The sequence below is a fragment of the Pseudomonas sp. REST10 genome, assembly GCF_029542605.1.
In the GTDB taxonomy this organism is placed as follows: Bacteria; Pseudomonadota; Gammaproteobacteria; order Pseudomonadales; family Pseudomonadaceae; genus Aquipseudomonas; species Aquipseudomonas khazarica.
Genome location: NZ_CP035677.1, coordinates 14,589 through 36,556, shown reverse-complemented (window position 1 = coordinate 36,556; position 21,968 = coordinate 14,589). Strand labels below are relative to the sequence as shown.

Below are 21,968 nucleotides of genomic sequence, written 5' to 3'. Positions count from 1 at the left end.
ATGAATCTTCACTTACCTTGCGCAGTCAGTGAGCCGATCAGCGCAGTTCCACGGGCAGCGCCTTGCCGCCTTGCTGCTGCCAGGTGCCGGTTAGTGAGCCGTCCGGCTGCAAGTGCAGGTCGAAGATGGCAGGGCTGTCGCCACCTTCGTACAGGCGAACCTGATCAGCACTGATGGTCCGCTGGCTCAGTTCGATCTGCCGGGCGTAACGCTCGTAGAAGTAGCTGCTGGAGGCATAGACGTTGCCCTCCAGCACCAGGCTGATCGCGTAGCGGCCATCGATCTTGCCGCGGTAGGCGCCACCGGCACGCAGATCGGCAGGACGCTGGCAGTCGCTGCTCTGCTCCAGCAGCAGGCAGCGACCGTAGGGGCTGAAGTCATCGGCCAATTGCGCATAGGGAATGCTGTTGCTGTACTCGCCCAGGTCGTCCAGTGCCAGCACGACATGCGGTGCGCAGCCTTCGGCGATCAGCTTCAGGCTATCGCGACCCAGCTCCATCCGGTTGTATGTCAGATCGCTGTTGCTGCGTCTGGGCAAGCACTCTTGATACATCGAACGCTGGGTTTCGAGGCGCTCGTCATCCTCGTCCAGCTCTGCCGTGGCGTCGGCCGGAGGCGGCAATTCGGCGAGAAATGCCTCGATGCGCTGGCCGCGTTCATGGCCCACACGTTCGCCCAGCCGTTGCAGGCCCGCTGGCGTGAACAACTGCTCGAGGCCGATGGGGCGGCCGCTGGTCAGCTCGAACGGGTAGGTAAAAGTACCCATGCTGGTATAGGCGCCGGTGTATTCGCCAGTCACGCTCAGGGACAGGTAACCCGGCCCCTGGCCATCGATCATGTAATCGATGTTGTTGGTCCCCCAGATTTCGCCCTCCTTGGGCCAGATGCGTTCGAATGGCGAGCGCTCGAAGCGCCCAGGCAGGCCGTTCAGCACGACCGCATGCAGGTAGGTATTGATGCGCCCGATGGCAGGGCTGTCACCGTTGAACAGGGGGAAACGGTAGGTTTCCCACTCGCTACGCTGGGCTTCCAGGTTTTCGACACGCAGCTCGGCCGCCACCGGCAATGCGGCGCCGAGTAGTAACAGGGGTAGAAAACGCATACGGCCCTCCATGGCCAGAAGTGGGACTACTCGCTGGGCTTCTTCAGCTTCGGGTTGGGGAAGAACTGCACCGCCTGTACATTCGGATCGGCCGCCTTGGGCTTCAGGCCGCTGACGTTGACCCGCGTGGGCAGTTCCCTGGGCACCGAGTTGCCACGGGCGTCGAGGGTGTCGGCGTAGCCGCACTTGACGCACTCGCGGTGCGGCACGCCATCGACGTTCCACATCTTGATGCTGTCGGTCTCGCTGCACGCCGGGCACACGGCGCCGGCGATGAAGCGCTTCGGCGTGCTGTTCACAGGCGCATCGCTCATGCGGCCTCCTGGCTCAGGCCGAGGTGACGCAGCAGGGCGTCGATGCTCGGTTCGCGGCCACGGAAGTCGACGAACAGCACCATCGGCGCCTGCGAGCCGCCACGGGCGAGGATGGCCTCGCGGAAGGCGCTGCCGGTGGCTCTGTTGAACACGCCTTCTTCCTCGAACTTGGAGAAGGCATCGGCACTGAGCACTTCGGCCCACTTGTAGCTGTAGTAACCGGCTGCGTAGCCGCCGGCGAAGATGTGCGCGAAACCATTGGCGAAGCGGTTGTAGGCCGGTGGTCGCATCACCGAGACCTCACTGCGCACGCCTTCGAGCACGTCCAGCACGCTGCGGCCGTCGCCGTGGGTGGCATGCAGCTCGAAGTCGAACAGGGAGAACTCCAGCTGGCGCACCATCATCAGCCCGGACTGGAAGTTCTTCGCCGCCAGCATCTTGTCCAGCATGGCCTGTGGCAGCGCTTCGCCGGTTTCATGGTGGCCGGAGATCAGCGCCAGGCCTTCCGGCTCCCAGCACCAGTTCTCCATGAACTGGCTGGGCAGCTCGACCGCATCCCAGGCCACGCCGTTGATGCCCGAGGCGCCAGCGTGCTCGACGCGGGTCAGCAGGTGGTGCAGGCCGTGGCCGAATTCGTGGAACAGGGTGGTGACTTCGTCGTGGGTCAGCAGCGCCGGCTTGCCGCCGACCGGCGGGGTGAAGTTGCACACCAGGTTGGCGACCGGGGCGATCAGCTTGCCGGAGGCATCACGCCGCTTGTCGCGGGCGCCATCCATCCACGCGCCGCCGCGCTTGTTGGCGCGGGCGTAGAGGTCGAAGAAGAAGCGCCCGACGTGCTCGCCGTGTTCGCTGATCTCGAACAGGCGCACGTCCGGGTGCCAGGTGTCGAAGTCGTGCAGCTCGCGGATCTGGATGCCGTAGAGCTTCTGCACGATGGCGAACAGGCCGTTGAGCACCTTGTCCACCGGGAACCAGGCGCGGACTTCCTCCTGGGAGATGCTGTAGCGCTGCTGGCGCAGCTTCTCGCTGTAGTAGCCGACGTCCCAGCTTTGCAGGTCGCAGAGGCCCTGCTCGGCGGCGAAGGCCTTGAGCTCGGCCAGGTCCTGCTCGGCGAAGGGCTTGCTGCGCACCGCCAGGTCACGCAGGAAGCTCAGCACCTGATCGGTCGACTCCGCCATCTTGCTGGCCAGGCTCAGCTCGCTGTAGTGGGCGAAGCCGAGCAGGCGGGCCAGCTCCTGGCGCAGGTCGAGAATCTCGCTCATCAGCGGACCGTTGTCGTTCTGCCCGGCGTTCGGACCCTGGTCGGAGGCGCGGGTGCAGTAGGCGGCGTACACCTCTTCGCGCAGGGCGCGGTCGTCGGCGTAGGTCATCACGGCGTAGTAGCTGGGGAACTCCAGGGTGATCAGCCAGCCGTCCAGGCCCTTGGCCTGGGCTGCCTGCTGCATCTGCGCCTTGGCCGAATCGGTCAGGCCGACCAGCAGCGCTTCATCGGTCACCTGCTTGGTCCAGGCCTGGGTGGCGTCGAGCAGCTGGTTGGAGAATCTGCTGGTCAGCTCGGACAGGCGCATCTGAATTTCACCGTAGCGCTTCTGCTGTTCGGCCGGCAGGTCGATACCCGACAGGCGGAAGTCACGCAGGGCGTGCTCGAGAATGGTCGTCTGCGCCACGTCGAAAGTGGCCGCCTGCGGGCTCAGCGACAGCGCTTCGTAGGCCTGGAACAGCGGCTTGTTCTGGCCCATCTCGGTCCAGTATTCCGACAGTTTGGGCAGGCAGGCCTCGTAGGCGGCGCGCAGTTCCGGGCTGTTGCACACGGCATTGAGGTGGCTCACCGGGCTCCAGGCGCGGCCCAGGCGCGCACCCAGCTCGTCCAGTGCCAGGACCAGGCCGTCCCAGCTCGGATTGGCCTGCTGGCGCTCGAGCAGCTTGGCGATGGCGACGCGGCTGTCGGCCAGGATCTGCTCGACGGCAGGTTCGACGTGCTCGGGTTTGATCTGCGAGTAAGGCGGCAGGTCGAAGTCTTGCAGCAGGGGATTGTTCGCGGTCACGACGAGGCACCTGTAACGAAGGGAGATTGGGTTGAGAGCGTGGCAGCGCAGCGAGGCGGCACGATAACAACCGACATGGGGGCCATATTAATTACAATCAAGCCTTCCCGCAGCCTTGGAGATTTCTATCATGGCGATTCGCAGTTACCAGCAATTCACTCCGCAGCTCGGTGAGCGGGTATTCGTCGATGCCAGCGCCGTGGTGCTGGGTGACGTCGAGATCGGTGACGACAGCTCGGTCTGGCCGATGACCGTGATCCGTGGCGACATGCACCAGATCCGCATCGGCGCGCGCACCAGCGTGCAGGACGGCAGCGTGCTGCACATCACCCATGCCGGGCCGTTCAATCCGGAGGGCTTCCCGCTGATCATCGGCGACGAGGTCACCGTCGGGCACAAGGTCACCCTGCACGGCTGCACCCTGGGCAGCCGCATCCTGGTCGGCATGGGCAGCATCGTCATGGACGGCGCCGTGGTCGAGGACGAGGTGATCATCGGCGCCGGCTCCCTGGTGCCGCCGGGCAAGCGTCTGGAAAGCGGCTACCTGTACGTCGGCAGCCCGGTCAAGCAGGCGCGGCCGCTGACCGACAAGGAGCGCAACTTCTTCAGCTACACGGCAGGCAACTACGTGAAGCTCAAGGACCTGCATCTGGTCGAGGGCTACTAGCCGTGAGCGATGCCGAACTGCGCATTCGTCCTCTAGAGGCCGCCGATTTCGACCAGGTCTGGCCGATCATCCGCGATGTGGTGCAGGCGCAGGAAACCTATGCCTTCGATCCGGACATGGATCGCGAAACGGCCTGGAAAACCTGGGTCGAGCTGCCGCGTGCCACCTTCGTCGTCGAGCAGGACGGGCAGATCCTCGGCACCTACTACATCAAGGCCAACGCCGCCGGCCCCGGCGATCATGTGTGCAACTGCGGTTACATGACCGCTGCGGCAGCGCGCGGCAAGGGCGTGGCCAGCGCCATGTGCCGGCACTCGCTGCAGGTCGGCCGCGAGCTGGGCTTCAGCGCCATGCAGTTCAACAGCGTGGTGGCGAGCAACACGGTAGCCGTGGCGTTGTGGCAGAAGTTCGGCTTCGCCATCGTCGGCACCCTGCCCAAGGCCTACCGGCATGCGCGGCTGGGGCTGGTGGACTGCCATGTGATGTTTCGCAGCCTGACCTGAGCCGCACGCACCGGGCGTGTCGACAGCACAGTTCTGCATGCGGGCGCTTTTGTCCGCCATGCAGGGTGGCTAAGCTCGCCAGACCGAACAGGATGCCTGCACCGACAAGGATTGCCATGACTCAAACCAACCCCTTCGCGGCCGCCCCGCTCGTTCCATCCGCTGCGCCCCGGCCGCTGCCGGCACTGCCAGTGCATCTGGTGGCCGTGGCCCTGTCGATGAGCGTTATCGCCATTCTGCTGTCGATGATCGGCTGGTGGAGGAGCGATCTCGAGAACGATTTCAGCGTCTGGCTGAGCTACGTCGCCCCGTACTGGGTCAATCACCTGCTCATGGCGGGACTGGGTGTCTACTGGCTGACGAGTGCATACCTGGAACGTCATCGCCTGGCCGGCTACCGGCAGCCGGCGCGACTGCTGGTGAGTTATGGCGTGGTTTACCTGCTGCTGTCCTGGGGGCTCGGTTTCGTCTCCGGCCAGCTGTACATGTGGCTGTACGAACTACTGGACGATCAGTACAGCGGACGCCTGCTGACCAGCCTGGGCTGGTCGGTCATCGGCCTGCTGAGCTTTTGCCTGGAGGTGCTGGTGCCGCTCTGGCTGCTGCTGCAGCTGTTCCGACGCAGCGCCGAGGTGACGGACGGTGACCTGCAGATGGCCGGTACGTCGCTGGCCTGGTGTTTCGCGCTGGCCATCATGGTGGGGTACCTGCAGGTGATGGGCCTGGCGCTCGAGCTGATGGACGGTGCGTTCTATGGGTTCGAGCTGGAAAGCTGGGCGGGGGTGATCAATCTGCTCCATGGCGGCGTTTACATGCTGGTGGCGTTCTTCGCCGCGCGCTCGGCCTTGCCGGAGCAGGTCCGTGGTTTCAGGGGCGGGCGGCTGGCGCTGGCGGCGCTGATCACGCTGTCGCTATGGATTGCCGGCGCGCTGCTGTGCGCGATCATCATGCTGGTGTTGCTGCTGGTGGTGGGTGTCTCCGACCTGCTGTTGCTGCTGCTCTTTGGCCTTGTGCAACTGGCGCTGCTCTGGCCGTTCAGCCGCCTCGGGCTGCGCTGGGGCTATCGGGCGCAACCTGTACAGGGGTGAACTGTCGGGGGGCAGGCGAGTATCCTTCCCGGCTTTCCGCTTTCCCAGAGGTGCTCGTCATGCATCATTCCACCGTTCTTTTCGACCTCGACGGCACGCTCACCGATCCGCGCGAGGGCATTACCCGTTCGGTGCAGTTCGCGCTGGCCAAGCTGGGCATCGACGAACCGGACCTGGCGGCCCTGGAGCATTTCATCGGCCCGCCATTGCTGCAGTGCTTCATGGCCAGTTACGGACTGGACGAAGCCACCGCCTGGCAGGCGGTGAACCATTATCGCGAGCGCTTCAAGGTCACCGGACTGTATGAGAACCGGATGTTCGCAGGCGTGCCGAGCCTGCTCGACGCGCTGCAGGCGCAGGGGCGCACGCTGTACATCGCCACCAGCAAACCCACGGTTTTCGCCGAGGAGATCGCCCGGCACTTCGGTTTCGACCGCTACTTCAAGCGCATCTATGGCAGCGAGCTGGATGGTACGCGCACCAACAAGGTGGAGCTGCTGGCGCATCTGCTGGAGTCGGAAGACCTGGCGCCGGGCTCGGCGCTGATGATCGGTGACCGCAAGCACGACCTGATCGGCGCACGCAGCAACGGCGTGCAGGCGGTGGCGGTGGGGTACGGTTTCGGCAGCCGTGAGGAGTTGCTGGGTGAGGCGCCGGCGTTCCATTTCGAGACGCTGGAGGCGCTGCATGGCGCCTTCATGGGCAACGCCCCCGCGGTGGCTCAGTCGTTGCGCTGATAGATGATCTTTCTGGTGCCGCCGTCGCAGCTGCCCACCACCATGCTCTGATCCTGGACGTCGTCGTTGGCAACGATTTCCAGGGTGTAGCTGGGCACGTTGTTGGCCTGAATCTTCACTTCGATTTCCTGCTTGAGTTCCTCGCAGGGTTTGGGCGCTGCCAGCGCGCCACCTGCAAGCATCAGCAGGGCCAGGGCAGGGATCATCCGTTGCATCGCGCGTATCTCCAGGGTTGTGGGTGACCTATGAGATTGGACTGGCAGATTGCCCGGCAGTTCTAGTCGTCACCCTGCAGGGTGGTCAACTGCGCATGGCGTTGTTCGGCGGGCAACTGGCCCAGAGCGGCGACGGCGGCGTAGAAGGCCGGCCAGTCGCGGCCTTCGCGGGCAAACAGCGCGGCGAAGGCGGGCACCCATTGGTCATAGAGGCCGAAGGGCAGCAGCTTGGCGTTGTTCAACGGGGCGTCGATCCAGGCGTCATAGCGGCCCTGGCCGCCCCACTCGCGTTGGCGCAGCGTGCGGTAGTCGTGGCGCAGGCGGGCGAATTCGGCCTGCTTGGCACTGCGCATGGCCGCTGCCGGCAAGTCGCGGGCGTAGAGCAGGCGCAGGCGTTCGCGGCTGGCCAGGACCAGCTCGACGAACTGCTGGCGCTGATGGTCGTCGCTGGCGGGGGGCGTCTCCCCACGGGATGCGTGCCACTGGCGCAGGCCCTCGCGCTCGACGAAGGTGGCGAAGGACTCGTTGAAGGCGGTATCGCCCGGCAGGTAGAACTGCTGGTGCGCCAGTTCGTGGAAGATCACCGCGACCAGGCGCTCGTCGTCCCAGCGCAGCATGCTGTTGAGCAGCGGGTCATCGAACCAGCCCAGGGTGGAGTAGGCCTCGACACCGCCTATGTAGGTGTCCAGCCCCTGTTGGCGGAGCAGCGCGGCGGCGCCACGGGCGCGACCCTGCTGGTAGTAGCCGCGATAGGCGACGCAGCCGGCGATGGGGAAGCAGTGCAGCTCCGGGTCGAGGGAGAACTCGGGCGTGGCGAACACGTTCCACACCACGAAGGGGCGCTTGAGGTCGGCGTAGAGCCGGTAGCTGCGGTTGTCCGGCAGGCGCAGGCTGGCACTGGCGAAGTCCCTCGCCTGCTGTGACAGCGCCAGGCGCCTGGCCAGATCGGGTGTGGTCTGCGGGTCCTGCAGCAGTCGCTCGACGGGCTCGCGCGCCTGCAGCAACTGCCACTGGCCCTGGCCGAGATGGGCGTAGTAGTCCAGGGTCGAGCAACCGCCGAGCAGCAGGGCAAGCAGCGGAACCGCGAGGCGGCGCAGAATGTCGATGGAGAAGGTGTCGGGCATGCGCTCACGCTAGCCGATCAGGATGGTCGGTGCCTAGGCTCCGGATGAAAAGCGCCGCGACAGATGGTTCTACTATTTCCCCGGGACCGGCCCGCGCACGCTAGGCTGGTGTCCGAACCCAAGATGGAGGTCGACATGCGCGCCCTGCTGGCTGTTCCCGTTCTGCTGACACTCGGAGCCTGTGCTTCGCCGTTGCCCAAGCCCGATCCCCAGCAGGCCTGGGTCGAGCTGTACGCCACCGCCGATACGCTGTTGATGGCCGACCGCCTGGACGGCGAGCGCTGGCCTGATGGCCGTTACTTCCAGGTCACGCCCGGCAAGCACGAGCTGGAAACGCGCTTTCAGTTCGAGGTGCGCGGCGGCACGCTTGGCATGCAGAGCGAGCCGTTGCGCATGACCTGCGAGATTCGCCTGCGCTATGACGGCTTCGCGCCGGGCCAGCGCTACCGTGTCGAAGCCAGGCCGCTGCTGATGAAGGCGCAGGCCTGGCTGTACGACGATCAGCGCAACGTGCTGGCGCGAGGCGAGGTGCTGCGCTGCGGCACGGGGATCTAGTCGCAAGCGGCTGGCTCAGTCGTCCAGCACCGCCTCCAGCGTGATCTTGGCTTTGAGCACCTTGGACACCGGGCAGCCGCTCTTGGCGGTCGCCACGGCCTGCTCGAAGGCGGCGCGGTCGGCGCCGGGGATTTTCGCCCGCAGCGACAGGTGCACGGCGCTGATCTCGAAACCTCCATCGACCTTGTCCAGCGTCACTTCTGCCTGGGTATCGATGCTCTGTGCGGTCATCCCGGCGTCCCCCAGCTCCTTGGACAGCGCCATGGAGAAGCAGCCGGCGTGGGCCGCGCCGATCAGTTCCTCGGGGTTGGTGCCGGGCTGGTCGGCGAAGCGGGTGTTGAAGCCGTAGGGCGAATCCCTGAGCGCGCCGCTCTGGGTGGAAAGGGTGCCCGTGCCGTCCTTGATGCCGCCCTGCCAGTGGGCCGATGCAGTCTTTTTCATGTGCGCTCTCCCATTGCCTGCAAGAGGCCGCGGTCTGGCGGCCTTCCTGCATTCAGAGGGCGTGCATGCGCACAAGTTCGAATTCAGTCGCGTTGCAACTGCGCGAGTATGTCGAAGGCATGCAGGCGATCGGCGAAGTCGTACATGTCGCAGGTGAAGATCAGCTCGTCCGCCTCGGTCTGTTCCAGTAGCTGCTCCAGGCGCTGGCGCACCGTGTCCGGACCGCCGATGGCGGCCAGGCCGAGGAATTCACCGACGGCCTGGCGTTCGTGCGGCAGCCAGAGGCCCTCCATGCTGGCGACCGGCTGGCGCTGCACCAGGCTCTGGCCACGGACCAGGGCGAGGATGCGCTGGTAGGCGGAGGTCGCCAGGTACTGCGCCTGTTCGTCGCTGTCGGCGGCCAGCAGCGGCACGCCGAGCATCACGTAGGGCTTGTCCAGCACCGCCGACGGGCGGAAGTGGTTGCGGTAGATCCGGATCGCTTCATGCAGGTAGCGTGGCGCGAAATGCGAGGCGAAGGCGTAGGGCAGGCCCTTCATCCCGGCCAGCTGCGCGCTGAACAGGCTGGAGCCCAGCAGCCAGATCGGCACCTCGGTGCCGCTCCCGGGCATGGCGATCACCCGCTGGCCCTCCTCGCGCGGGCCCAGGTAGGCCTGCAGCTCCTCGACGTCCCTGGGGAAGTCTTCCGCGCTGCCATCGCGGCTGCGGCGCAGCGCATGGGCGGTGTACTGGTCGGCGCCGGGCGCGCGGCCCAGGCCCAGATCGATACGGCCGGGGTAGAGCGTGGCCAGGGTGCCGAACTGTTCGGCGATCACCAGTGGCGCATGGTTGGGCAGCATCACGCCGCCTGCGCCCAGGCGAATGCGCGACGTGCCGGCGGCCAGGTAGCCGATCAGTACCGCCGTGGCGGAACTGGCGATGCCGTCCATGTTGTGGTGCTCGGCGACCCAGAAGCGTTCGAAGCCGAGACGCTCGACATGCCGGGCCAGGGCCAGCGAGTTGTGCAGGGCCTGGGCAGCGTCGCCGTCGTCACGAATCGGCGCCAGGTCCAGGGTGGAGAGCTTGATCGAGGCCAAGCGGCTCATGGGGAGTCTCCTCAATGCGTGGCCGGCTACTCTAACCCCTCGGCTTGCGGGGGCGCACGCCACGCGGGCGCATAGTCATCATCGACGTGGCTGATGCGCAGCGGGGCGTCACCTCACCCGGCGCCGTAGCGGGCGCGATACTCGCCCGGCGTCAGGCCGGTCCACTGACGAAAGGCGCGGAAGAACACGCTGGGTTCGGAGTAGCCGAGCAGCCAGGCGATTTCCGTCGCGGGCAGGCGCCCGTCACGCAGGTGCTGCTCGGCCAGTTGCCGGCGCGTGTCGGCGAGCAGTTGCTGGTAGCTGCAGCCTTCGTCGGCCAGGCGGCGTTGCAGGGTGCGCTCGCTGAGAGCCAGTGCCCGTGCCAGTTCGGCGCGGTCCGGCTCGCCGTGGGCCAGCTGTTCGCCCAGCAGTCCGATCACGCGGGCGCTCAGGCTGGCGCTGGGCAGGCGGGCGAGCAAGGCTTCGGCATGCTGGCGCAGCAACTGCTGCAGTGGCGGGTTGGCCTGGATCAGCGGCAGCTGGCACAGGTCGCGCGGCAGGACGATGGCGTAGCCGTCGCAGGCGAAGTGCAGCGGACAGTCGAACACATCGTCGTAGGGCGCGAGGTCGTCCGGCTGCGGATGACGAAAACGCACGTCGAGCAGGCGAAAGCCGTCCAGCAGCGGCAGGGTGGTCTGCACCCAGCAGGCCATCATCGCCAGCACGCGGATGCGGGTCGCCGGGTGCTGGGGGTACAGCGGGCGGTAGAGCAGCGAGAGCGTGTCGTCCTGCTCCTCGACCTGCAACTCGCCACCCTCGCCGCCGAGGCGCTGGTAGCGCAGCGCGGCGGTCAGCGCATCGCCCAGCGTCGCGCTGCTTTGCAGCAGGTAGCTGAGGACGCTGAAGGGCCCGGGCGTCAGGTTGCGTCCCAGCAGCAGCCCCGGCTCCGGGTGTTGCAGGCGCCTGTCCAGTTCGAGCCACAGCGCTTGCTGGGCGGCGAAGGGAATGCGCGCATCGGGGTCGACGAGCTGCTCGTCGTGCAGCGCGCAGGCGTCCAGCAGGGGCTGGCGCTCGAGGCCGAGGCGCGTGGCGGCGTGCAGGATCGCCTGGGTCAGGCTGGCGCTGACCGAGGCCTGCGTGGGGGCGTTGGGCGGGTTCGACATCCGTCGATTCTGCCCAATGCCGGCAGTGGGCGATAGCCCGGCTTCACACACGCCGTTACCAGCGATTGTTCGACAGCGCGTGCATATTCGCCGCGAGCGGTTAGACTTCCCACCCGGACGTCGCTCACAAGGCGCGCTCGCTCAAAACAACAGAGAAAAAAGGAGATATCCCATGAAAGGCAAATCCTTGGCATGGGTCCTGTCCGCCGCGCTCGCGGGTACTGCCCTGAGTGGCATGGCACAGGCCGAAGAGAAATTCGTCACCATCGGCACCGGCGGCCAGACCGGCGTCTATTACGTGGCCGGTCAGTCCATCTGCCGCTTCCTCAATCGTGGCTCGGCTGAGCACGGCATCAAGTGCAACGCGCCGGCCAGTGGCGGCGGCGTCGCCAACGTCAACGGCATTCGCAGCGGCGAATTCAACTTCGGCATCATGCAGTCCGACCACCAGTACAAGGCGCTCAACGGCCTTGCACCGTTCGAAGCCGAAGGGGCGATGAGCGATATCCGCGCCGTCTTCTCCCTGCAGAGCGAAGTGTTCACCATCCTCGCCCGTCGCGACGCCAACATCAAAGGCTTCGATGACCTCAAGGGCAAGCGCGTCAACGTCGGCAACCCGGGTTCCGGCCAGCGCGACACCCTGGAAGAGATCCTCGCCGTCAAAGGCTGGGACCGCTCCGCCTTCGCCCTGGCTGCCGAGCTGAAGCCGGCCGAGCAGGCCAGCGCCCTGGGTGACAACAACATCGACGCCATGACTTACTTCGTCGGTCATCCCAACGGCGCGATCCAGGAAGCCACCACCACCACCGACGCCGTTCTGGTTCCGGTGACCGGCCCCGAGATCGACAAGCTGCTGGCCGAGAAGACCTACTACACCAAGGCCGAGATTCCGGGTGGCCTGTACAAGGGCAACGATCAGGCGACTCAGTCCATCGGCGGCAAGGCCGTGCTGTCCACCAGCGCCAAGGCCGACCCGGAAGTGGTCTACCAGCTGGTCAAGTCGGTGTTCGACAACATCGATCGCTTCAAGCGCCTGCACCCGGCATTTGCCGACCTGAAGGAAACCGACATGATCAAGGTCGGCCTGACTGCCCCGCTGCACGAGGGCGCCGCACGCTACTACAAGGAGCGTGGCTGGCTGTAAGCCTGCCTGGCGGCTAACGAAAACCGCGGCCTCGGCCGCGGTTTTTCGTTTTCCGGCGCCTGGTTCAGCCCTGTGCGGCAAGCAGGTCGGTCGCCAGGCTCTGCAGGCGCGTCAGCAGTGCCTGCTGCGCGGCCGAGGGCGTTTCATCGACACGCCGCAGCAGGTATAGCGTCACCGGGATGTTGGGCTCCAGCGGGCGGGCCTGGACATCGCCCAGCTTGCCGGACAGTGCGGTGAAGGGATCGACCAGCGCCAGCCCCTGTCCCGCCGCCACCAGCATGCGGGCCAGCTGGTAGGTCTGCACCGAGATATCGATGCGCGCGGGCGGCTGCAGCACCTCGATGTGTCCGCGTAACAGACCGCCCAGCGCGTCTCGCGTGTCCAGGCCGATCAGGCTCAGGCCGGCCATGTCCTGCAGGCGTATCGATGTCGAGCAGGCCGCCTCGCTCCACCAGCCCGGCGGCGCGATGGCCATCATCCGGCCTTGCGTCAGGACCTCCGTATGCAGATCCGGGTGCTCGACGCGTTGCAGCGTCAGACCGAGGTCGGCTTCGCGCAGCAACAGGGCCTGGACGATTTCACTGGTGTGCTGGGTCGCGAGGTCGCAGCGGGTCTGTGGATACTCGGCGCGCCAGCCGCACACCACATCGGGCAGCAGGGTCTGCGCCAGGGTGGGCGTGCAGACGAGGCGCAGCGCCCGTTCTTCTCCACGGCGCAGGCTGGCCGATAGCCGCCGCAGGTCCTGCAGCTCGGCAGACAGCCGCTCGGTCTGCTGCTGCAGTATCCGCGCTTCCGCGGTGGGCAGCAGCTTGCCGCGCACGCGGCTGAAGAGTGCGAACCCCAGCTGCTGCTCCGCATGCTGGAGAATCTTGCTGGCGGCCGGCTGCGAGATGTGCAGCAGCTCGGCGGCAGCCGTGAGGCTGCCGGTCTGCAAGACCGCCTGAAACAGCTCGATATGACGTAGGCGCATGATCCGTTCGTGCTCCAGCGAGACCGGCTGGAGCATAACCTGGGGTTATGGGCTGCCACTATCTTTTCATTGGTCGCCCGCGCCAGGCATCCATACCCTGAATTCCATTCAGATGCGGGAGATGGATGATGCGGGTCGCGGTTATCGGTGGTGGCGTGATAGGCCTGACCACCGCCTATGCGCTGGTGCGCCAGGGCTATCGGGTCGATTTGATCGAGCAGCGTGATGAAGTGGCGCTGGAGACCAGCTTCGCCAATGGCGGTCAGCTCAGCTATCGCTACGTTGCGCCGCTGGCCGATGCCGGGGTGCCGCTGCAGGCGTTGTCGTGGATGCTTCAGGGCAATGCGCCCTTGCGCTTCCGGCCCAGCCTGAACCCCCGTCAGTGGCACTGGTGCCTGCGTTTCCTGCTGGCGTGCCGGCGTTCGGTGAACCAGCGCAATGCCGAGCACCTCCTGCGCCTGGCGCTGTACAGCCAGTCGGTGCTGCAGGAATGGCGTGAGCACGAGCTGCTGGACGATTTTTCCTGGCGCGCCAACGGCAAGCTGGTGATCTACCGCAACGCGTCGAGTCTGCACAAGGCGCAGGCCGGGGTCGACCCGGCCCATCAGCGTCTGCTCGGCGCGGAGCAGTGCATCGAGCTGGAACCTGCCCTGGCGGCGCTGGCCGGACGCTTCAAGGGTGGCATCTTCGCCGCCGGCGACGAGGTCGGTGACTGTCATCAGTTCTGCCGCCAGCTGCTGCGCAAGCTGCGCGGCCATCCGACGTTCCGCCTGCATACCGGGCAACGCGTCAGCGGGCTGCCGCTGGAGCGCGGCAAGGTCCGGGCCGTGGCGCTGGCGGGCGAGGAACTGGAGGTCGATCAGGTGGTGGTGGCTGCGGGCATCGGCAGTGTCGAGCTGCTTCGCCCGCTGGGACTGCGCCTGCCGATCTATCCACTGAAGGGCTACAGCCTCACCCTGCCGTTGGCCGACCGCGCTGCGGGACCGGAGACCAATGTCACCGACTACGACAACAAGGTGGTCTACGCCCGTCTCGGCCAGCGCCTGCGGGTCGCGGCGATGGTCGATATCGGCAGTTGGGACGCCAGCCCGGATCCGGGGCGGCTGGCCGCGTTGCAGCGCTTGGCCCAGGCCAGCTTCCCCGCTGCGGGAGACTATGCCGCCGCCGAGACCTGGGCGGGTATGCGTCCGGCGACGCCGGAGGGCACCCCGCTGCTGGGCGCCAGTGGTATCGACAACCTCTGGCTGAACGTCGGCCATGGCAGCCTGGGCTTCACCCTGGCCTGCGGCAGCGCCGAGGCCGTGACCCAGCTGATAGGCCGGCAGCGCCCGGCGATCTCTCTCGAGGGGATGAAGCTGGCCTCCTGAGAACCCTTGAACAACCCCATGACCCCGTAGGAGTTTGCCATGTCCGTGCAACGCATCCAGACCAATGCGCGCCTTTCCGGCGCGACGATTTTCGCCGACCTGGTGTTTCTTTCCGGTCAGGTGCCGACCGATCGCAGCCAGGATGTTGCGGGCCAGACGGCCCAGGTGCTGGACAAGATCGATGCCCTGCTGGCCGAGGCCGGCTCGGATCGCAGCCTGCTGCTCAGTGCGCAGATCTGGCTGAAAGACATCGAGAAGGACTTTGCCGCCATGAACGAGGTCTGGAGTCGCTGGCTGCCGGCCGGCTGCGCGCCGGCGCGTGCTACGGTCGAGGCGCGTCTGGCCTCCGCCGACGTACTGGTCGAGATCATGCTGACAGCGGTGCGCAAGCCCGCGTAACTGCCGCATTGGTTCCATCGATGGTGCCGGCGCTGCCGGCCCGTCTGCCGTTCGAAAAACAAAAACACGAGGACGTTGATATGCAGCAACATCGAATCATGGGTCTGTTGGCGTGCGTGCTGGGCAGCAGTCTGCTGGCCAGCCCCCTGGTCGCCGAAGAGCGCTACGTGACCATCGGCACAGGCGGGCAGACCGGGGTCTACTACACCGCGGGTCAGTCGATCTGCCGTTTCCTCAACCGCAGCGGTGCCGAGCACGGCATCAAGTGCAACGCCCCATCCTCCGCGGGCAGCGTCAGCAACATCGCCTCGATCAAGAGCGGTGACTATGACTTCGGCTTCATTCAGTCGGATCACCAGAACAAGGCGCTGACAGGCCAGGCGCCGTTCGACAAGGACGGCGCGGTCGCGGACCTGCGCGTGGTGTTCTCGCTGCAGAGCGAGATCCTCACCGTGGTCGCCCGTGCCGACAGCGGCATCCAGAGCTTCGCGGACCTCAAGGGCAAGCGGGTGAACATCGGCGTGCCCGGCTCGGGCAGTCGCGACACCTTCGATGAGGTGATGCAGGCCAATGGCTGGGGCAAGTCCGACTTCGCGCTCGCGGCCGAGCTGAAACCGGCAGAGATGGCGGCTGCCCTGGGGGACAACAACCTGGATGCCATCACCTATGTGGTCGGCCATCCGAGCGGCGCCATTCAGGAGGCGATGGCCACGGTCGATGCGCGGCTGATTCCGGTCACCGGTCCGGGAGTCGACAAGCTCCTGGCTGAAGCCAGCTACTTCACCCGGGCGGACATTCCTGCCGGCCTCTACCCCGGCGTCAACGAGGCCATTGCGTCCATCGGCGGCAAGGCCGTGCTGGCGACGTCGGCAAAGACCGATCCCGAGGTCGTCTATCAGCTGGTCAAGTCGGTGTTCGACAACCTCGAGCGCTTCAAGCGCCTGCACCCGGCCTTCGCCGATCTGCGTGCCGAGGACATGATCAGCGCGGGTCTGACGGCACCGATGCATGAGGGCGCACTGCGTTTCTACAAGGAGAAAGGCTGGCTTTAGGCCGGGTGGAGAGAACCTGGCAGAGCTCTAAACTCTTCGATAACGGGCGCAGTTGAGTTTGTATAGGTAAACTGCGTGCCTAGAGACCCGTTCACAGGGTCGAAAAACCGAGCCCCTCCGTCAACGAGGGGCTCGCCGTTTTATCAGAATGACAACGTAGGTGTACCTCCCTATGGCCGAAAAACAACTCTCCACCGAGGAACTGATCGCCCAGGACGTCGGCGCGCGTTTGCCCGTCGGCCCGATGGCCCAGGTGATCACGGGCCTGGCGCTGCTCTGGTCGCTGTTCCAGTTGTGGATCGCCTCACCCCTGCCGTTCATCTTCGGTTTCGGTGTGCTCAACGACACCCAGACCCGCGCCATTCACCTGGCCTTTGCGTTGCTGCTGGCGTTTCTCGCCTACCCGGCGTTCAGAACCTCGCCACGTGATCGCGTGCCGCTGCTGGATATCGCCCTCGGTCTGGTCGCCGCCGCCAGCGCCGCCTACCTGTTCATCTTCTATCAGCAGCTGGCCCTGCGCCCCGGCAGCCTGACCACGGGCGATCTGGTCACCGCCTGCATCGGCATCCCGCTGCTGCTGGAGGCGACCCGCCGCGCGCTGGGCCCACCCCTGGCGATCATCGCCCTGGTGTTCCTCGTCTACAGCGTGGCCGGTCCCTGGATGCCGGGGCTGCTGGCGCACCGTGGAGTGAGCTTCCATGCCCTGGCCAACCACCAGTGGATCACCACCGAAGGCGTGTTCGGTATCGCGCTGGGTGTGTCGACCAGCTTCGTCTTCCTCTTCGTGCTGTTCGGCGCGCTGCTGGAACGGGCGGGGGCCGGGCACTACTTCATCCAGCTGGCGTTCAGCCTGCTCGGTCACTTCCGCGGTGGTCCGGCCAAGGCTGCGGTGCTGGCGTCCGGCCTGACCGGGATGATCTCCGGCTCGTCGATCGCCAACGTGGTCACCACCGGCACTTTCACCATCCCGATGATGAAGCGCACCGGCTTTTCCTCGGAGAAGGCCGGCGCGGTCGAGGTGGCGTCGTCGGTCAACGGCCAGATCATGCCGCCGGTGATGGGCGCGGCGGCCTTCCTGATGGTCGAGTACATCGGCATGCCCTATGTCGAGATCATCAAGCATGCCTTCCTGCCGGCAGCGATTTCCTATATCGCGCTGCTCTATATCGTGCACCTGGAGTCGCTCAAGCTCGGCCTGCAGCCCATCGGTGGGCATCAGCCCAAGCCGTGGCTGCGCCGCCTGACCGGTTTCGCCTTCGGTGCGGCGCTGATCAGCGGCCTGTCGCTGGCCGTCTACTACGGGCTCGGCTGGCTCAAGCCGGCGCTGGGCGAGTACGCCCTGCCGGTGATCGGTGTGCTGCTGGCGGTGGTCTACCTGGCCCTGCTGAAAGTCGCCGCCAGTGTGCCGGTGCTGCCGGCCGAAGACCCCAACGCGCCGCTGGAAGAGCTGCCGCAGACCCGTGCGGTGCTGCTCTCCGGCCTGCACTTCCTGCTGCCGGTGGTGGTGCTGGTCTGGTGCCTGATGATCGAGCGCCTGTCGCCCGGCCTGTCGGCCTTCTGGGGCAGCGTGATGCTGATCATCATCCTGCTCACCCAGCGTCCGCTGCTGAGCTGGATGCGCCGCGATGGCAGCCATGACCACGGCACCTTCGTCGATGGCGTGGTCGATCTGCGCGAAGGCCTGATCGCCGGTGCGCGCAACATGATCGGTATCGGCATCGCGACCGCTGCCGCCGGCATCATCGTCGGCGCGGTCTCGCAGACCGGCGTGGGTCTGGTGCTGGCCGATCTGGTCGAACTGCTGTCGATGGGCAACCTGCTGCTGATGCTGCTGCTGGTGGCGGTGTTCAGCCTGATCCTCGGCATGGGCCTGCCGACCACGGCCAACTACATCGTGGTGTCCAGCCTGCTGGCGCCGGTGGTGGTGGCGCTGGGGCAGCAGAACGGTCTGATCGTGCCGCTGATCGCGGTGCATCTGTTCGTCTTCTACTTCGGCATCATGGCCGACGTGACCCCGCCGGTGGGGCTGGCCTCGTTCGCCGCGGCGGCGGTGTCCAAGGGCGATCCGATCAAGACCGGCCTGGTGGCGTTCTTCTACAGCCTGCGGACTGCCGCCTTGCCGTTCCTGTTCATCTTCAACACCGACCTGTTGCTGATCGACGTGGACTTCTGGCACGGCGTGCTGATCTTCATCGTCGCGACCATCGCCATGCTGATCTTCGCCGCCGGCACCCAGGGCTTCTTCCTGGTACGCAGCCGCTGGTACGAGAGCGTGCTGCTGCTGGTGGTCGCCTTCAGCCTGTTCCGCCCCGGCTTCTGGATGGACATGGTCCACGACCCCTATCAGGACATCCCGCCGGCGCAGTTGGCCCAGGCGCTCGATGGCGTCGAGGATGGCAGCTCGCTGCGCCTGCGTATCCGTGGTGAGGATGCCGTTGGCGATCCCCGCGAGTTCAGCCTGCTGCTGCCGGTACCGGACGGTGCCACGGGTGAGGAACGCCTGCAGAAGCTGGGTCTGAACCTCTACGAGGAGGACGGCAAGGTGCTGGTCGACAGCGTCGCCTTCGGCAGCATGGCGGCCGATGCCGGCCTGGAATTCGATCAGCAGATCCTCAAGGTGCGTGCGCCGACCGACCGCTGGGTCAAGGAGCTGATGTGGATTCCGGCCTTCGTGCTGTTCGGCCTGATCGTGCTCCTGCAGCGTCGTCGCCAGGTGCCGCAGGCGGCGTAACCGGCTCGACCCGACCACGACAAGGCAGCTTCGGCTGCCTTGTTCGTTTATGGCCGATGGCCAGGTTGATAGACTCGCCGGCCTGACCATTCGGACAACAAGGATTCAGCCCGTCATGTCGACGCCGCGCGTGCATTACCCCTGGTACAAGAAGGAGGACACCGATGCCTTCTTCGCGCTGTTCCAGAACAACATCGCCAACTTCGTGATCATCGCCATCAGCATGCTGGGCATGGGCTTTCCCGCCGAGATCGTGTTTGGCCAGGTGTTGCCGGGCGCGGCCGTGGCGGTGATGGCGGGCAATTTCTACTACGCCTGGAGCGCGGCGCGGCTGGCGCGCAAGGAAAACCGCGCGGATGTCACCGCGCTGTCCTACGGCATCAGCACGCCGGTGATGTTCGTCTTTCTGTTCGGCGTGCTGCTGCCGGCGAAGAACCTCACCGGCGATGCCGAGCTGGCCTGGAAGGTGGCCGTGGCCGCCTGCTTCATCAGCGGCGCCATCGAGGCGGCGATCAGCCTGATCGGCAACTGGGTCCAGCGTTCCTTGCCGCGCGCCGCCATGCTCGGCGCCGTGGCCGGTGTCGCGCTGACGTTCATCGCCGGTGAAATGCTGTTCAAGACCCTGGAAATCCCCATGATCGGCCTGCTGGTGCTGGCCATCATGATCGTCGGCCTGGTGGCGCGGGTGAGCATGCCGTTTCGTCTGCCTGCCTCGCTGTTCGCCATCATCGTCGGCACGGCGCTGGCCTACCTGGTCGGCGCGGCGGACAGCGGCAAGTTCAGCGATGCCTTCACCCACCTGAGCTTCTACCCGCTGTTGCCCAACCTGGCCTGGTACGAAGGCCTGGGGCTGCTGTTCACCAGCCTGCTGGCGCTGATCACGGTGATCCTGCCGATCACCTTGTACAACGCCATCGAAACCATGAACAACGTCGAGGCCATGAGCGCTGCGGGGGATACCTACAGCGTGCGCGAATGCCAGGCGGTGGATGGCGTCGGCACGCTGCTGGGCGCGCTGTTTGGCGGTGTGTTCCCGACCACCGTGTACATCGCCACCGTCGGCTCGAAATGGATGGGCGCTGGGCGTGGCTACAGTCTGCTCAATGGCGCGGTGTACGGTCTGGCGACCATGTTCGGCCTGATCGCCTTCATCGCTGCGCTGATTCCGGTCTCGGTGGTGGCGCCGATCCTGGTGTTCGTCGGCATGTCGATGATCGCCACGGCGTTCCACAGCAACCAGGCGCGCTACTACCCGGCGGTGGCGCTGGCGATGCTGCCGTACTTCGCCAACTACCTGATGACCCGCTTCAACCGCGGCGCGCCCGAGGTGGTCGAGGGCATTTCCAGTGCCATCGGCGCGCTGGGGCAGGGCGCCATGTTCAGCGCCATCCTGCTCGGCGCCATGTGCGTCACGGTGATCGACCGGCAGTTCCGCCAGGCCACCGGCTTCGCCCTGGTGGCCGCCGGAATGGCCTTCGTCGGCCTGATGCATGCGCCGAAGCTGGCTTGGTACGCCGCACCGGACTTCGTCCACGGCTACCTGCTGATGGCGCTGTTCTTCGCCTGGTACGCCTGGCGCGGGGTAGCGCCGTCAGCGCCGGCGCAGGCGCCCGGCGCGGACTGAGTCACTCGCCGCCATCGGCCTGCAGGGCGCCGGTGTCCCGGCTTTCCAGCACCACGTAGGCGCTGGCGCAGAACAGCGAGTTGAGTCGCTTCATGTCGGCGATCAGCTCCAGGTGCAGCGAGCTGGTCTCGATGCTCTGCACCACCTGGCGTTGCAGCCGGCCGATGTGTGCGTGCGCCAGGCGCCGTTCCTGTGCGCGGAAACGGCTCTTCTCGCGCAGCAGCTGGCTGGCGCTGGCCTGGTCGGCACTGAGAAAGACGTTCAGGCCGAGGCGCAGGTTGGCCCTCAGCTGGGTGTGCAGGTGGGTCAGCTCCTCCAGGCCCTTCTCGGAGAACGCCCGGCGTTGCGCGGTCTTCTCGCTCTGGATCTTGCCCAGCATGCGCTCGATCAGGTCGCCGGCCTGCTCCAGGTTCACCGCCAGTTCGAGGATCTCGGCCCAGCGCTGACTGTCGTGGTCGCTGAGTGCTTCGCGGGGCACCTGCGCGAGGTACAGCTTGATCGCCCGGCACAGGCTGGCCACGTCGTCATTGAGGCTGCGCAGTTCCTTGGTCAGCGCCGGCTGGTTGTGTTCCAGCACCGGCCCCAGGTGGCTGAGCATGCTCTCGACCAGGTCGCCGGCGCGCAGGGTTTCACGCACCGCATTGGCCAGTGCCAGGCTCGGCGTGGCCAGCGCCGTCGGGTCGAGATGGCGCGGGCGGGCGACGCCGCTGTCGTCATGGCGGTCCGGCAGCAGCCAGTTGCAGAAGCGCGCCATGAGCCCGACGCTGGGCAGCATCAGCAGGGCGCGCAGGCTGTTGTAGAACAGGTGGAGGAAGATCACCAGCTCGGCTGGCCGCCAGTTCAGGCTGTCCAGCCAGTTGGCCAATGGCTGCAGCACCGGCAGGACCAGCAGCAGGCCGATCAGCTTGTAGATCAGGCTGCCCAGCGCCACGCGACGTCCGGCCGGGTTCTGCAGGCTGCTGGTGAGAAACGCCAGCAGACCGCTGCCGATGTTGGCGCCGATGACCAGGCCGATGGCCACTGGCAGGCTGATCATGCCGGCGCCGGCCAGGGTCGCGGTGAGCAGCACGGCGGCCAGGCTGGAATAGGTCAGCAGGGCGAACAGGGCGCCGACCAGGGCATCGAGCAGCAGGTCGCCGGTCAGCGAGGCGAACAGCACGCGGATGCCACGCGCCTCGGTAATTGGCGTGGCGGCGGCGACGATCAGCTCCAGTGCCAGCAGCATCAGACCGAGGCCGATGGCTACCCGGCCGAGCTGGCCGGCCCGCGTCTGCCGGCGCGAGAGGAAGAAGATCACCCCGATGAAGATCAGCAGAGGGCTCAGCCAGCTCAGGTCGAGCGTCAGCACGCGCGCCATCAGCGCGGTACCGACATCGGCGCCAAGCATGATCGCCAGGCCGGGTGCCAGGGCCATCAGCCCCTGGGCGACGAAGGACGTGACCAGCAAGGCGGTGGCGTTGCTGCTCTGTACCAGCGCGGTGACGCCGATACCGGCGACGAAGGCCAGCGGTCGTCGGCTGACGTTGTGGCTGAGTACCTTGCGCAACTGCGAGCCGAACACGCGCAGGATGCCGGTACGTACGATGTGTGTGCCCCAGACCAGCAAGGCAATGGCTGACAGCAAATGCAGCAGGGTCAGCATGAATCGGCCCCCCTGAAAGAC

General features: G+C 66.2%; 21 protein-coding genes. 11 read left to right on the top strand and 10 right to left on the bottom strand.

Features of this window, described 5'->3' with window-relative positions; genetic code table 11:
- Positions 1 to 37: 37 nt before the first annotated feature.
- From EWH21_RS00180 to prlC, 3 genes are read right to left on the bottom strand one after another with little or no spacing between them, the layout of a single operon-like run.
- Complete coding sequence (locus tag EWH21_RS00180) at positions 38 to 1,102, bottom strand: hypothetical protein (protein WP_277699519.1); 1,065 nt, start codon at positions 1,100 to 1,102, stop codon at positions 38 to 40.
- 26 nt (positions 1,103 to 1,128) lie between these two features.
- Positions 1,129 to 1,416, bottom strand: coding sequence for a YheV family putative zinc ribbon protein (locus EWH21_RS00175; protein WP_037054561.1), 288 nt, complete (start codon positions 1,414 to 1,416; stop codon positions 1,129 to 1,131).
- Positions 1,413 to 3,461, bottom strand: coding sequence for an oligopeptidase A (prlC, locus tag EWH21_RS00170; RefSeq protein ID WP_277699518.1), 2,049 nt, complete (start codon positions 3,459 to 3,461; stop codon positions 1,413 to 1,415). Before prlC ends, EWH21_RS00175 begins: the two co-directional genes overlap by 4 nt.
- Positions 3,462 to 3,591: 130 nt before the next feature.
- Here prlC and EWH21_RS00165 point away from each other — a divergent pair, with 130 nt between their 5' ends.
- The 4 genes from EWH21_RS00165 to EWH21_RS00150 all read left to right on the top strand — a co-directional run bounded on the left by EWH21_RS00165 (position 3,592) and on the right by EWH21_RS00150 (position 6,456).
- Positions 3,592 to 4,128 carry a gamma carbonic anhydrase family protein gene (locus EWH21_RS00165; protein ID WP_277699517.1) on the top strand — a complete coding sequence of 179 codons (537 nt, stop codon included), beginning with the start codon at positions 3,592 to 3,594 and terminating at the stop codon, positions 4,126 to 4,128.
- Positions 4,129 to 4,130: 2 nt separating this feature from the next.
- Positions 4,131 to 4,631, top strand: a complete 501-nt coding sequence (locus EWH21_RS00160; protein ID WP_277699516.1) for a GNAT family N-acetyltransferase — start codon at positions 4,131 to 4,133, stop codon at positions 4,629 to 4,631.
- A gap of 116 nt (positions 4,632 to 4,747) precedes the next feature.
- Positions 4,748 to 5,719: a hypothetical protein gene (locus EWH21_RS00155; protein ID WP_277699515.1), complete on the top strand. Its 972-nt coding sequence runs from the start codon at positions 4,748 to 4,750 to the stop codon at positions 5,717 to 5,719.
- A 59-nt stretch (positions 5,720 to 5,778) separates the two neighbouring features.
- Positions 5,779 to 6,456 (top strand): HAD family hydrolase, encoded by a 678-nt coding sequence (locus EWH21_RS00150; RefSeq protein ID WP_277699514.1) that lies wholly within the window; start codon positions 5,779 to 5,781, stop codon positions 6,454 to 6,456.
- Here the strand turns inward: EWH21_RS00150 and EWH21_RS00145 are convergent.
- A complete protein-coding gene (locus tag EWH21_RS00145; RefSeq protein ID WP_179555232.1) occupies positions 6,441 to 6,671 on the bottom strand; it encodes a DUF1161 domain-containing protein in 231 nt (76 codons plus the stop codon). The genes EWH21_RS00150 and EWH21_RS00145 overlap by 16 nt on opposite strands.
- 62 nt (positions 6,672 to 6,733) lie before the next feature.
- Entirely contained in the window at positions 6,734 to 7,795 is a 1,062-nt protein-coding gene (locus EWH21_RS00140; protein WP_277699513.1) for an aminopeptidase, read from the bottom strand.
- Between the two features lie 135 nt (positions 7,796 to 7,930).
- Between EWH21_RS00140 and EWH21_RS00135 the strand changes: the two genes are divergently transcribed.
- Positions 7,931 to 8,350: a hypothetical protein gene (locus tag EWH21_RS00135; RefSeq protein WP_134678245.1), complete on the top strand. Its 420-nt coding sequence runs from the start codon at positions 7,931 to 7,933 to the stop codon at positions 8,348 to 8,350.
- Between the two features lie 15 nt (positions 8,351 to 8,365).
- On the opposite strand, the gene EWH21_RS00130 is transcribed toward EWH21_RS00135, so the two are convergent.
- The 3 genes from EWH21_RS00130 to EWH21_RS00120 all read right to left on the bottom strand — a co-directional run bounded on the left by EWH21_RS00130 (position 8,366) and on the right by EWH21_RS00120 (position 11,018).
- Positions 8,366 to 8,791 carry an OsmC family protein gene (locus EWH21_RS00130; RefSeq protein WP_277699512.1) on the bottom strand — a complete coding sequence of 142 codons (426 nt, stop codon included), beginning with the start codon at positions 8,789 to 8,791 and terminating at the stop codon, positions 8,366 to 8,368.
- 83 nt (positions 8,792 to 8,874) lie between these two features.
- Positions 8,875 to 9,876 carry an LLM class flavin-dependent oxidoreductase gene (locus EWH21_RS00125; protein ID WP_150607118.1) on the bottom strand — a complete coding sequence of 334 codons (1,002 nt, stop codon included), beginning with the start codon at positions 9,874 to 9,876 and terminating at the stop codon, positions 8,875 to 8,877.
- Between the two features lie 113 nt (positions 9,877 to 9,989).
- Positions 9,990 to 11,018 (bottom strand): AraC family transcriptional regulator, encoded by a 1,029-nt coding sequence (locus EWH21_RS00120; RefSeq protein ID WP_277699511.1) that lies wholly within the window; start codon positions 11,016 to 11,018, stop codon positions 9,990 to 9,992.
- Positions 11,019 to 11,190: 172 nt separating this feature from the next.
- Here EWH21_RS00120 and EWH21_RS00115 point away from each other — a divergent pair, with 172 nt between their 5' ends.
- On the top strand, positions 11,191 to 12,162 hold the full coding sequence (locus tag EWH21_RS00115) for a TAXI family TRAP transporter solute-binding subunit (protein ID WP_037054586.1): 972 nt from the start codon (positions 11,191 to 11,193) through the stop codon (positions 12,160 to 12,162).
- A 64-nt stretch (positions 12,163 to 12,226) separates the two neighbouring features.
- Here EWH21_RS00115 and EWH21_RS00110 read toward each other — a convergent pair whose 3' ends face one another.
- Positions 12,227 to 13,132 (bottom strand): LysR substrate-binding domain-containing protein, encoded by a 906-nt coding sequence (locus EWH21_RS00110; protein ID WP_277699510.1) that lies wholly within the window; start codon positions 13,130 to 13,132, stop codon positions 12,227 to 12,229.
- Positions 13,133 to 13,260: 128 nt separating this feature from the next.
- On the opposite strand from EWH21_RS00110, the gene EWH21_RS00105 reads away from it, so the two are divergent.
- From EWH21_RS00105 to EWH21_RS00085, 5 genes are all read left to right on the top strand, one after another.
- On the top strand, positions 13,261 to 14,499 hold the full coding sequence (locus EWH21_RS00105) for a D-amino acid dehydrogenase (protein ID WP_277699509.1): 1,239 nt from the start codon (positions 13,261 to 13,263) through the stop codon (positions 14,497 to 14,499).
- A gap of 39 nt (positions 14,500 to 14,538) precedes the next feature.
- Entirely contained in the window at positions 14,539 to 14,898 is a 360-nt protein-coding gene (locus EWH21_RS00100) for a RidA family protein (protein WP_047585210.1), read from the top strand.
- A gap of 80 nt (positions 14,899 to 14,978) precedes the next feature.
- A complete protein-coding gene (locus tag EWH21_RS00095; RefSeq protein ID WP_047585207.1) occupies positions 14,979 to 15,950 on the top strand; it encodes a TAXI family TRAP transporter solute-binding subunit in 972 nt (323 codons plus the stop codon).
- Between the two features lie 172 nt (positions 15,951 to 16,122).
- On the top strand, positions 16,123 to 18,681 hold the full coding sequence (locus EWH21_RS00090) for a TRAP transporter permease (protein WP_150607113.1): 2,559 nt from the start codon (positions 16,123 to 16,125) through the stop codon (positions 18,679 to 18,681).
- A gap of 115 nt (positions 18,682 to 18,796) precedes the next feature.
- The gene (locus tag EWH21_RS00085) at positions 18,797 to 20,305 is read left to right on the top strand and encodes an NCS2 family permease (RefSeq protein WP_277699508.1); all 1,509 of its coding nucleotides are present in this window, start codon (positions 18,797 to 18,799) and stop codon (positions 20,303 to 20,305) included.
- Position 20,306: 1 nt separating this feature from the next.
- Here EWH21_RS00085 and EWH21_RS00080 read toward each other — a convergent pair whose 3' ends face one another.
- Positions 20,307 to 21,947 (bottom strand): Na/Pi cotransporter family protein, encoded by a 1,641-nt coding sequence (locus tag EWH21_RS00080; RefSeq protein ID WP_277699507.1) that lies wholly within the window; start codon positions 21,945 to 21,947, stop codon positions 20,307 to 20,309.
- Positions 21,948 to 21,968: the final 21 nt, after the last annotated feature.

Excerpts from the sequence above, each read along its gene's own strand:
- EWH21_RS00180 (WP_277699519.1), bottom strand. The coding sequence starts at position 1,102 with ATGCGTTTTCTACCCCTGTTACTACTCGGCGCCGCATTGCCGGTGGCG.
- EWH21_RS00175 (WP_037054561.1), bottom strand. The coding sequence starts at position 1,416 with ATGAGCGATGCGCCTGTGAACAGCACGCCGAAGCGCTTCATCGCCGGC.
- EWH21_RS00165 (WP_277699517.1), top strand. The coding sequence starts at position 3,592 with ATGGCGATTCGCAGTTACCAGCAATTCACTCCGCAGCTCGGTGAGCGG.
- EWH21_RS00155 (WP_277699515.1), top strand. The coding sequence starts at position 4,748 with ATGACTCAAACCAACCCCTTCGCGGCCGCCCCGCTCGTTCCATCCGCT.
- EWH21_RS00150 (WP_277699514.1), top strand. The coding sequence starts at position 5,779 with ATGCATCATTCCACCGTTCTTTTCGACCTCGACGGCACGCTCACCGAT.
- EWH21_RS00145 (WP_179555232.1), bottom strand. The coding sequence starts at position 6,671 with ATGCAACGGATGATCCCTGCCCTGGCCCTGCTGATGCTTGCAGGTGGC.
- EWH21_RS00140 (WP_277699513.1), bottom strand. The coding sequence starts at position 7,795 with ATGCCCGACACCTTCTCCATCGACATTCTGCGCCGCCTCGCGGTTCCG.
- EWH21_RS00135 (WP_134678245.1), top strand. The coding sequence starts at position 7,931 with ATGCGCGCCCTGCTGGCTGTTCCCGTTCTGCTGACACTCGGAGCCTGT.
- EWH21_RS00130 (WP_277699512.1), bottom strand. The coding sequence starts at position 8,791 with ATGAAAAAGACTGCATCGGCCCACTGGCAGGGCGGCATCAAGGACGGC.
- EWH21_RS00125 (WP_150607118.1), bottom strand. The coding sequence starts at position 9,876 with ATGAGCCGCTTGGCCTCGATCAAGCTCTCCACCCTGGACCTGGCGCCG.
- EWH21_RS00120 (WP_277699511.1), bottom strand. The coding sequence starts at position 11,018 with ATGTCGAACCCGCCCAACGCCCCCACGCAGGCCTCGGTCAGCGCCAGC.
- EWH21_RS00115 (WP_037054586.1), top strand. The coding sequence starts at position 11,191 with ATGAAAGGCAAATCCTTGGCATGGGTCCTGTCCGCCGCGCTCGCGGGT.
- EWH21_RS00110 (WP_277699510.1), bottom strand. The coding sequence starts at position 13,132 with ATGCGCCTACGTCATATCGAGCTGTTTCAGGCGGTCTTGCAGACCGGC.
- EWH21_RS00105 (WP_277699509.1), top strand. The coding sequence starts at position 13,261 with ATGCGGGTCGCGGTTATCGGTGGTGGCGTGATAGGCCTGACCACCGCC.
- EWH21_RS00100 (WP_047585210.1), top strand. The coding sequence starts at position 14,539 with ATGTCCGTGCAACGCATCCAGACCAATGCGCGCCTTTCCGGCGCGACG.
- EWH21_RS00095 (WP_047585207.1), top strand. The coding sequence starts at position 14,979 with ATGCAGCAACATCGAATCATGGGTCTGTTGGCGTGCGTGCTGGGCAGC.
- EWH21_RS00090 (WP_150607113.1), top strand. The coding sequence starts at position 16,123 with ATGGCCGAAAAACAACTCTCCACCGAGGAACTGATCGCCCAGGACGTC.
- EWH21_RS00085 (WP_277699508.1), top strand. The coding sequence starts at position 18,797 with ATGTCGACGCCGCGCGTGCATTACCCCTGGTACAAGAAGGAGGACACC.
- EWH21_RS00080 (WP_277699507.1), bottom strand. The coding sequence starts at position 21,947 with ATGCTGACCCTGCTGCATTTGCTGTCAGCCATTGCCTTGCTGGTCTGG.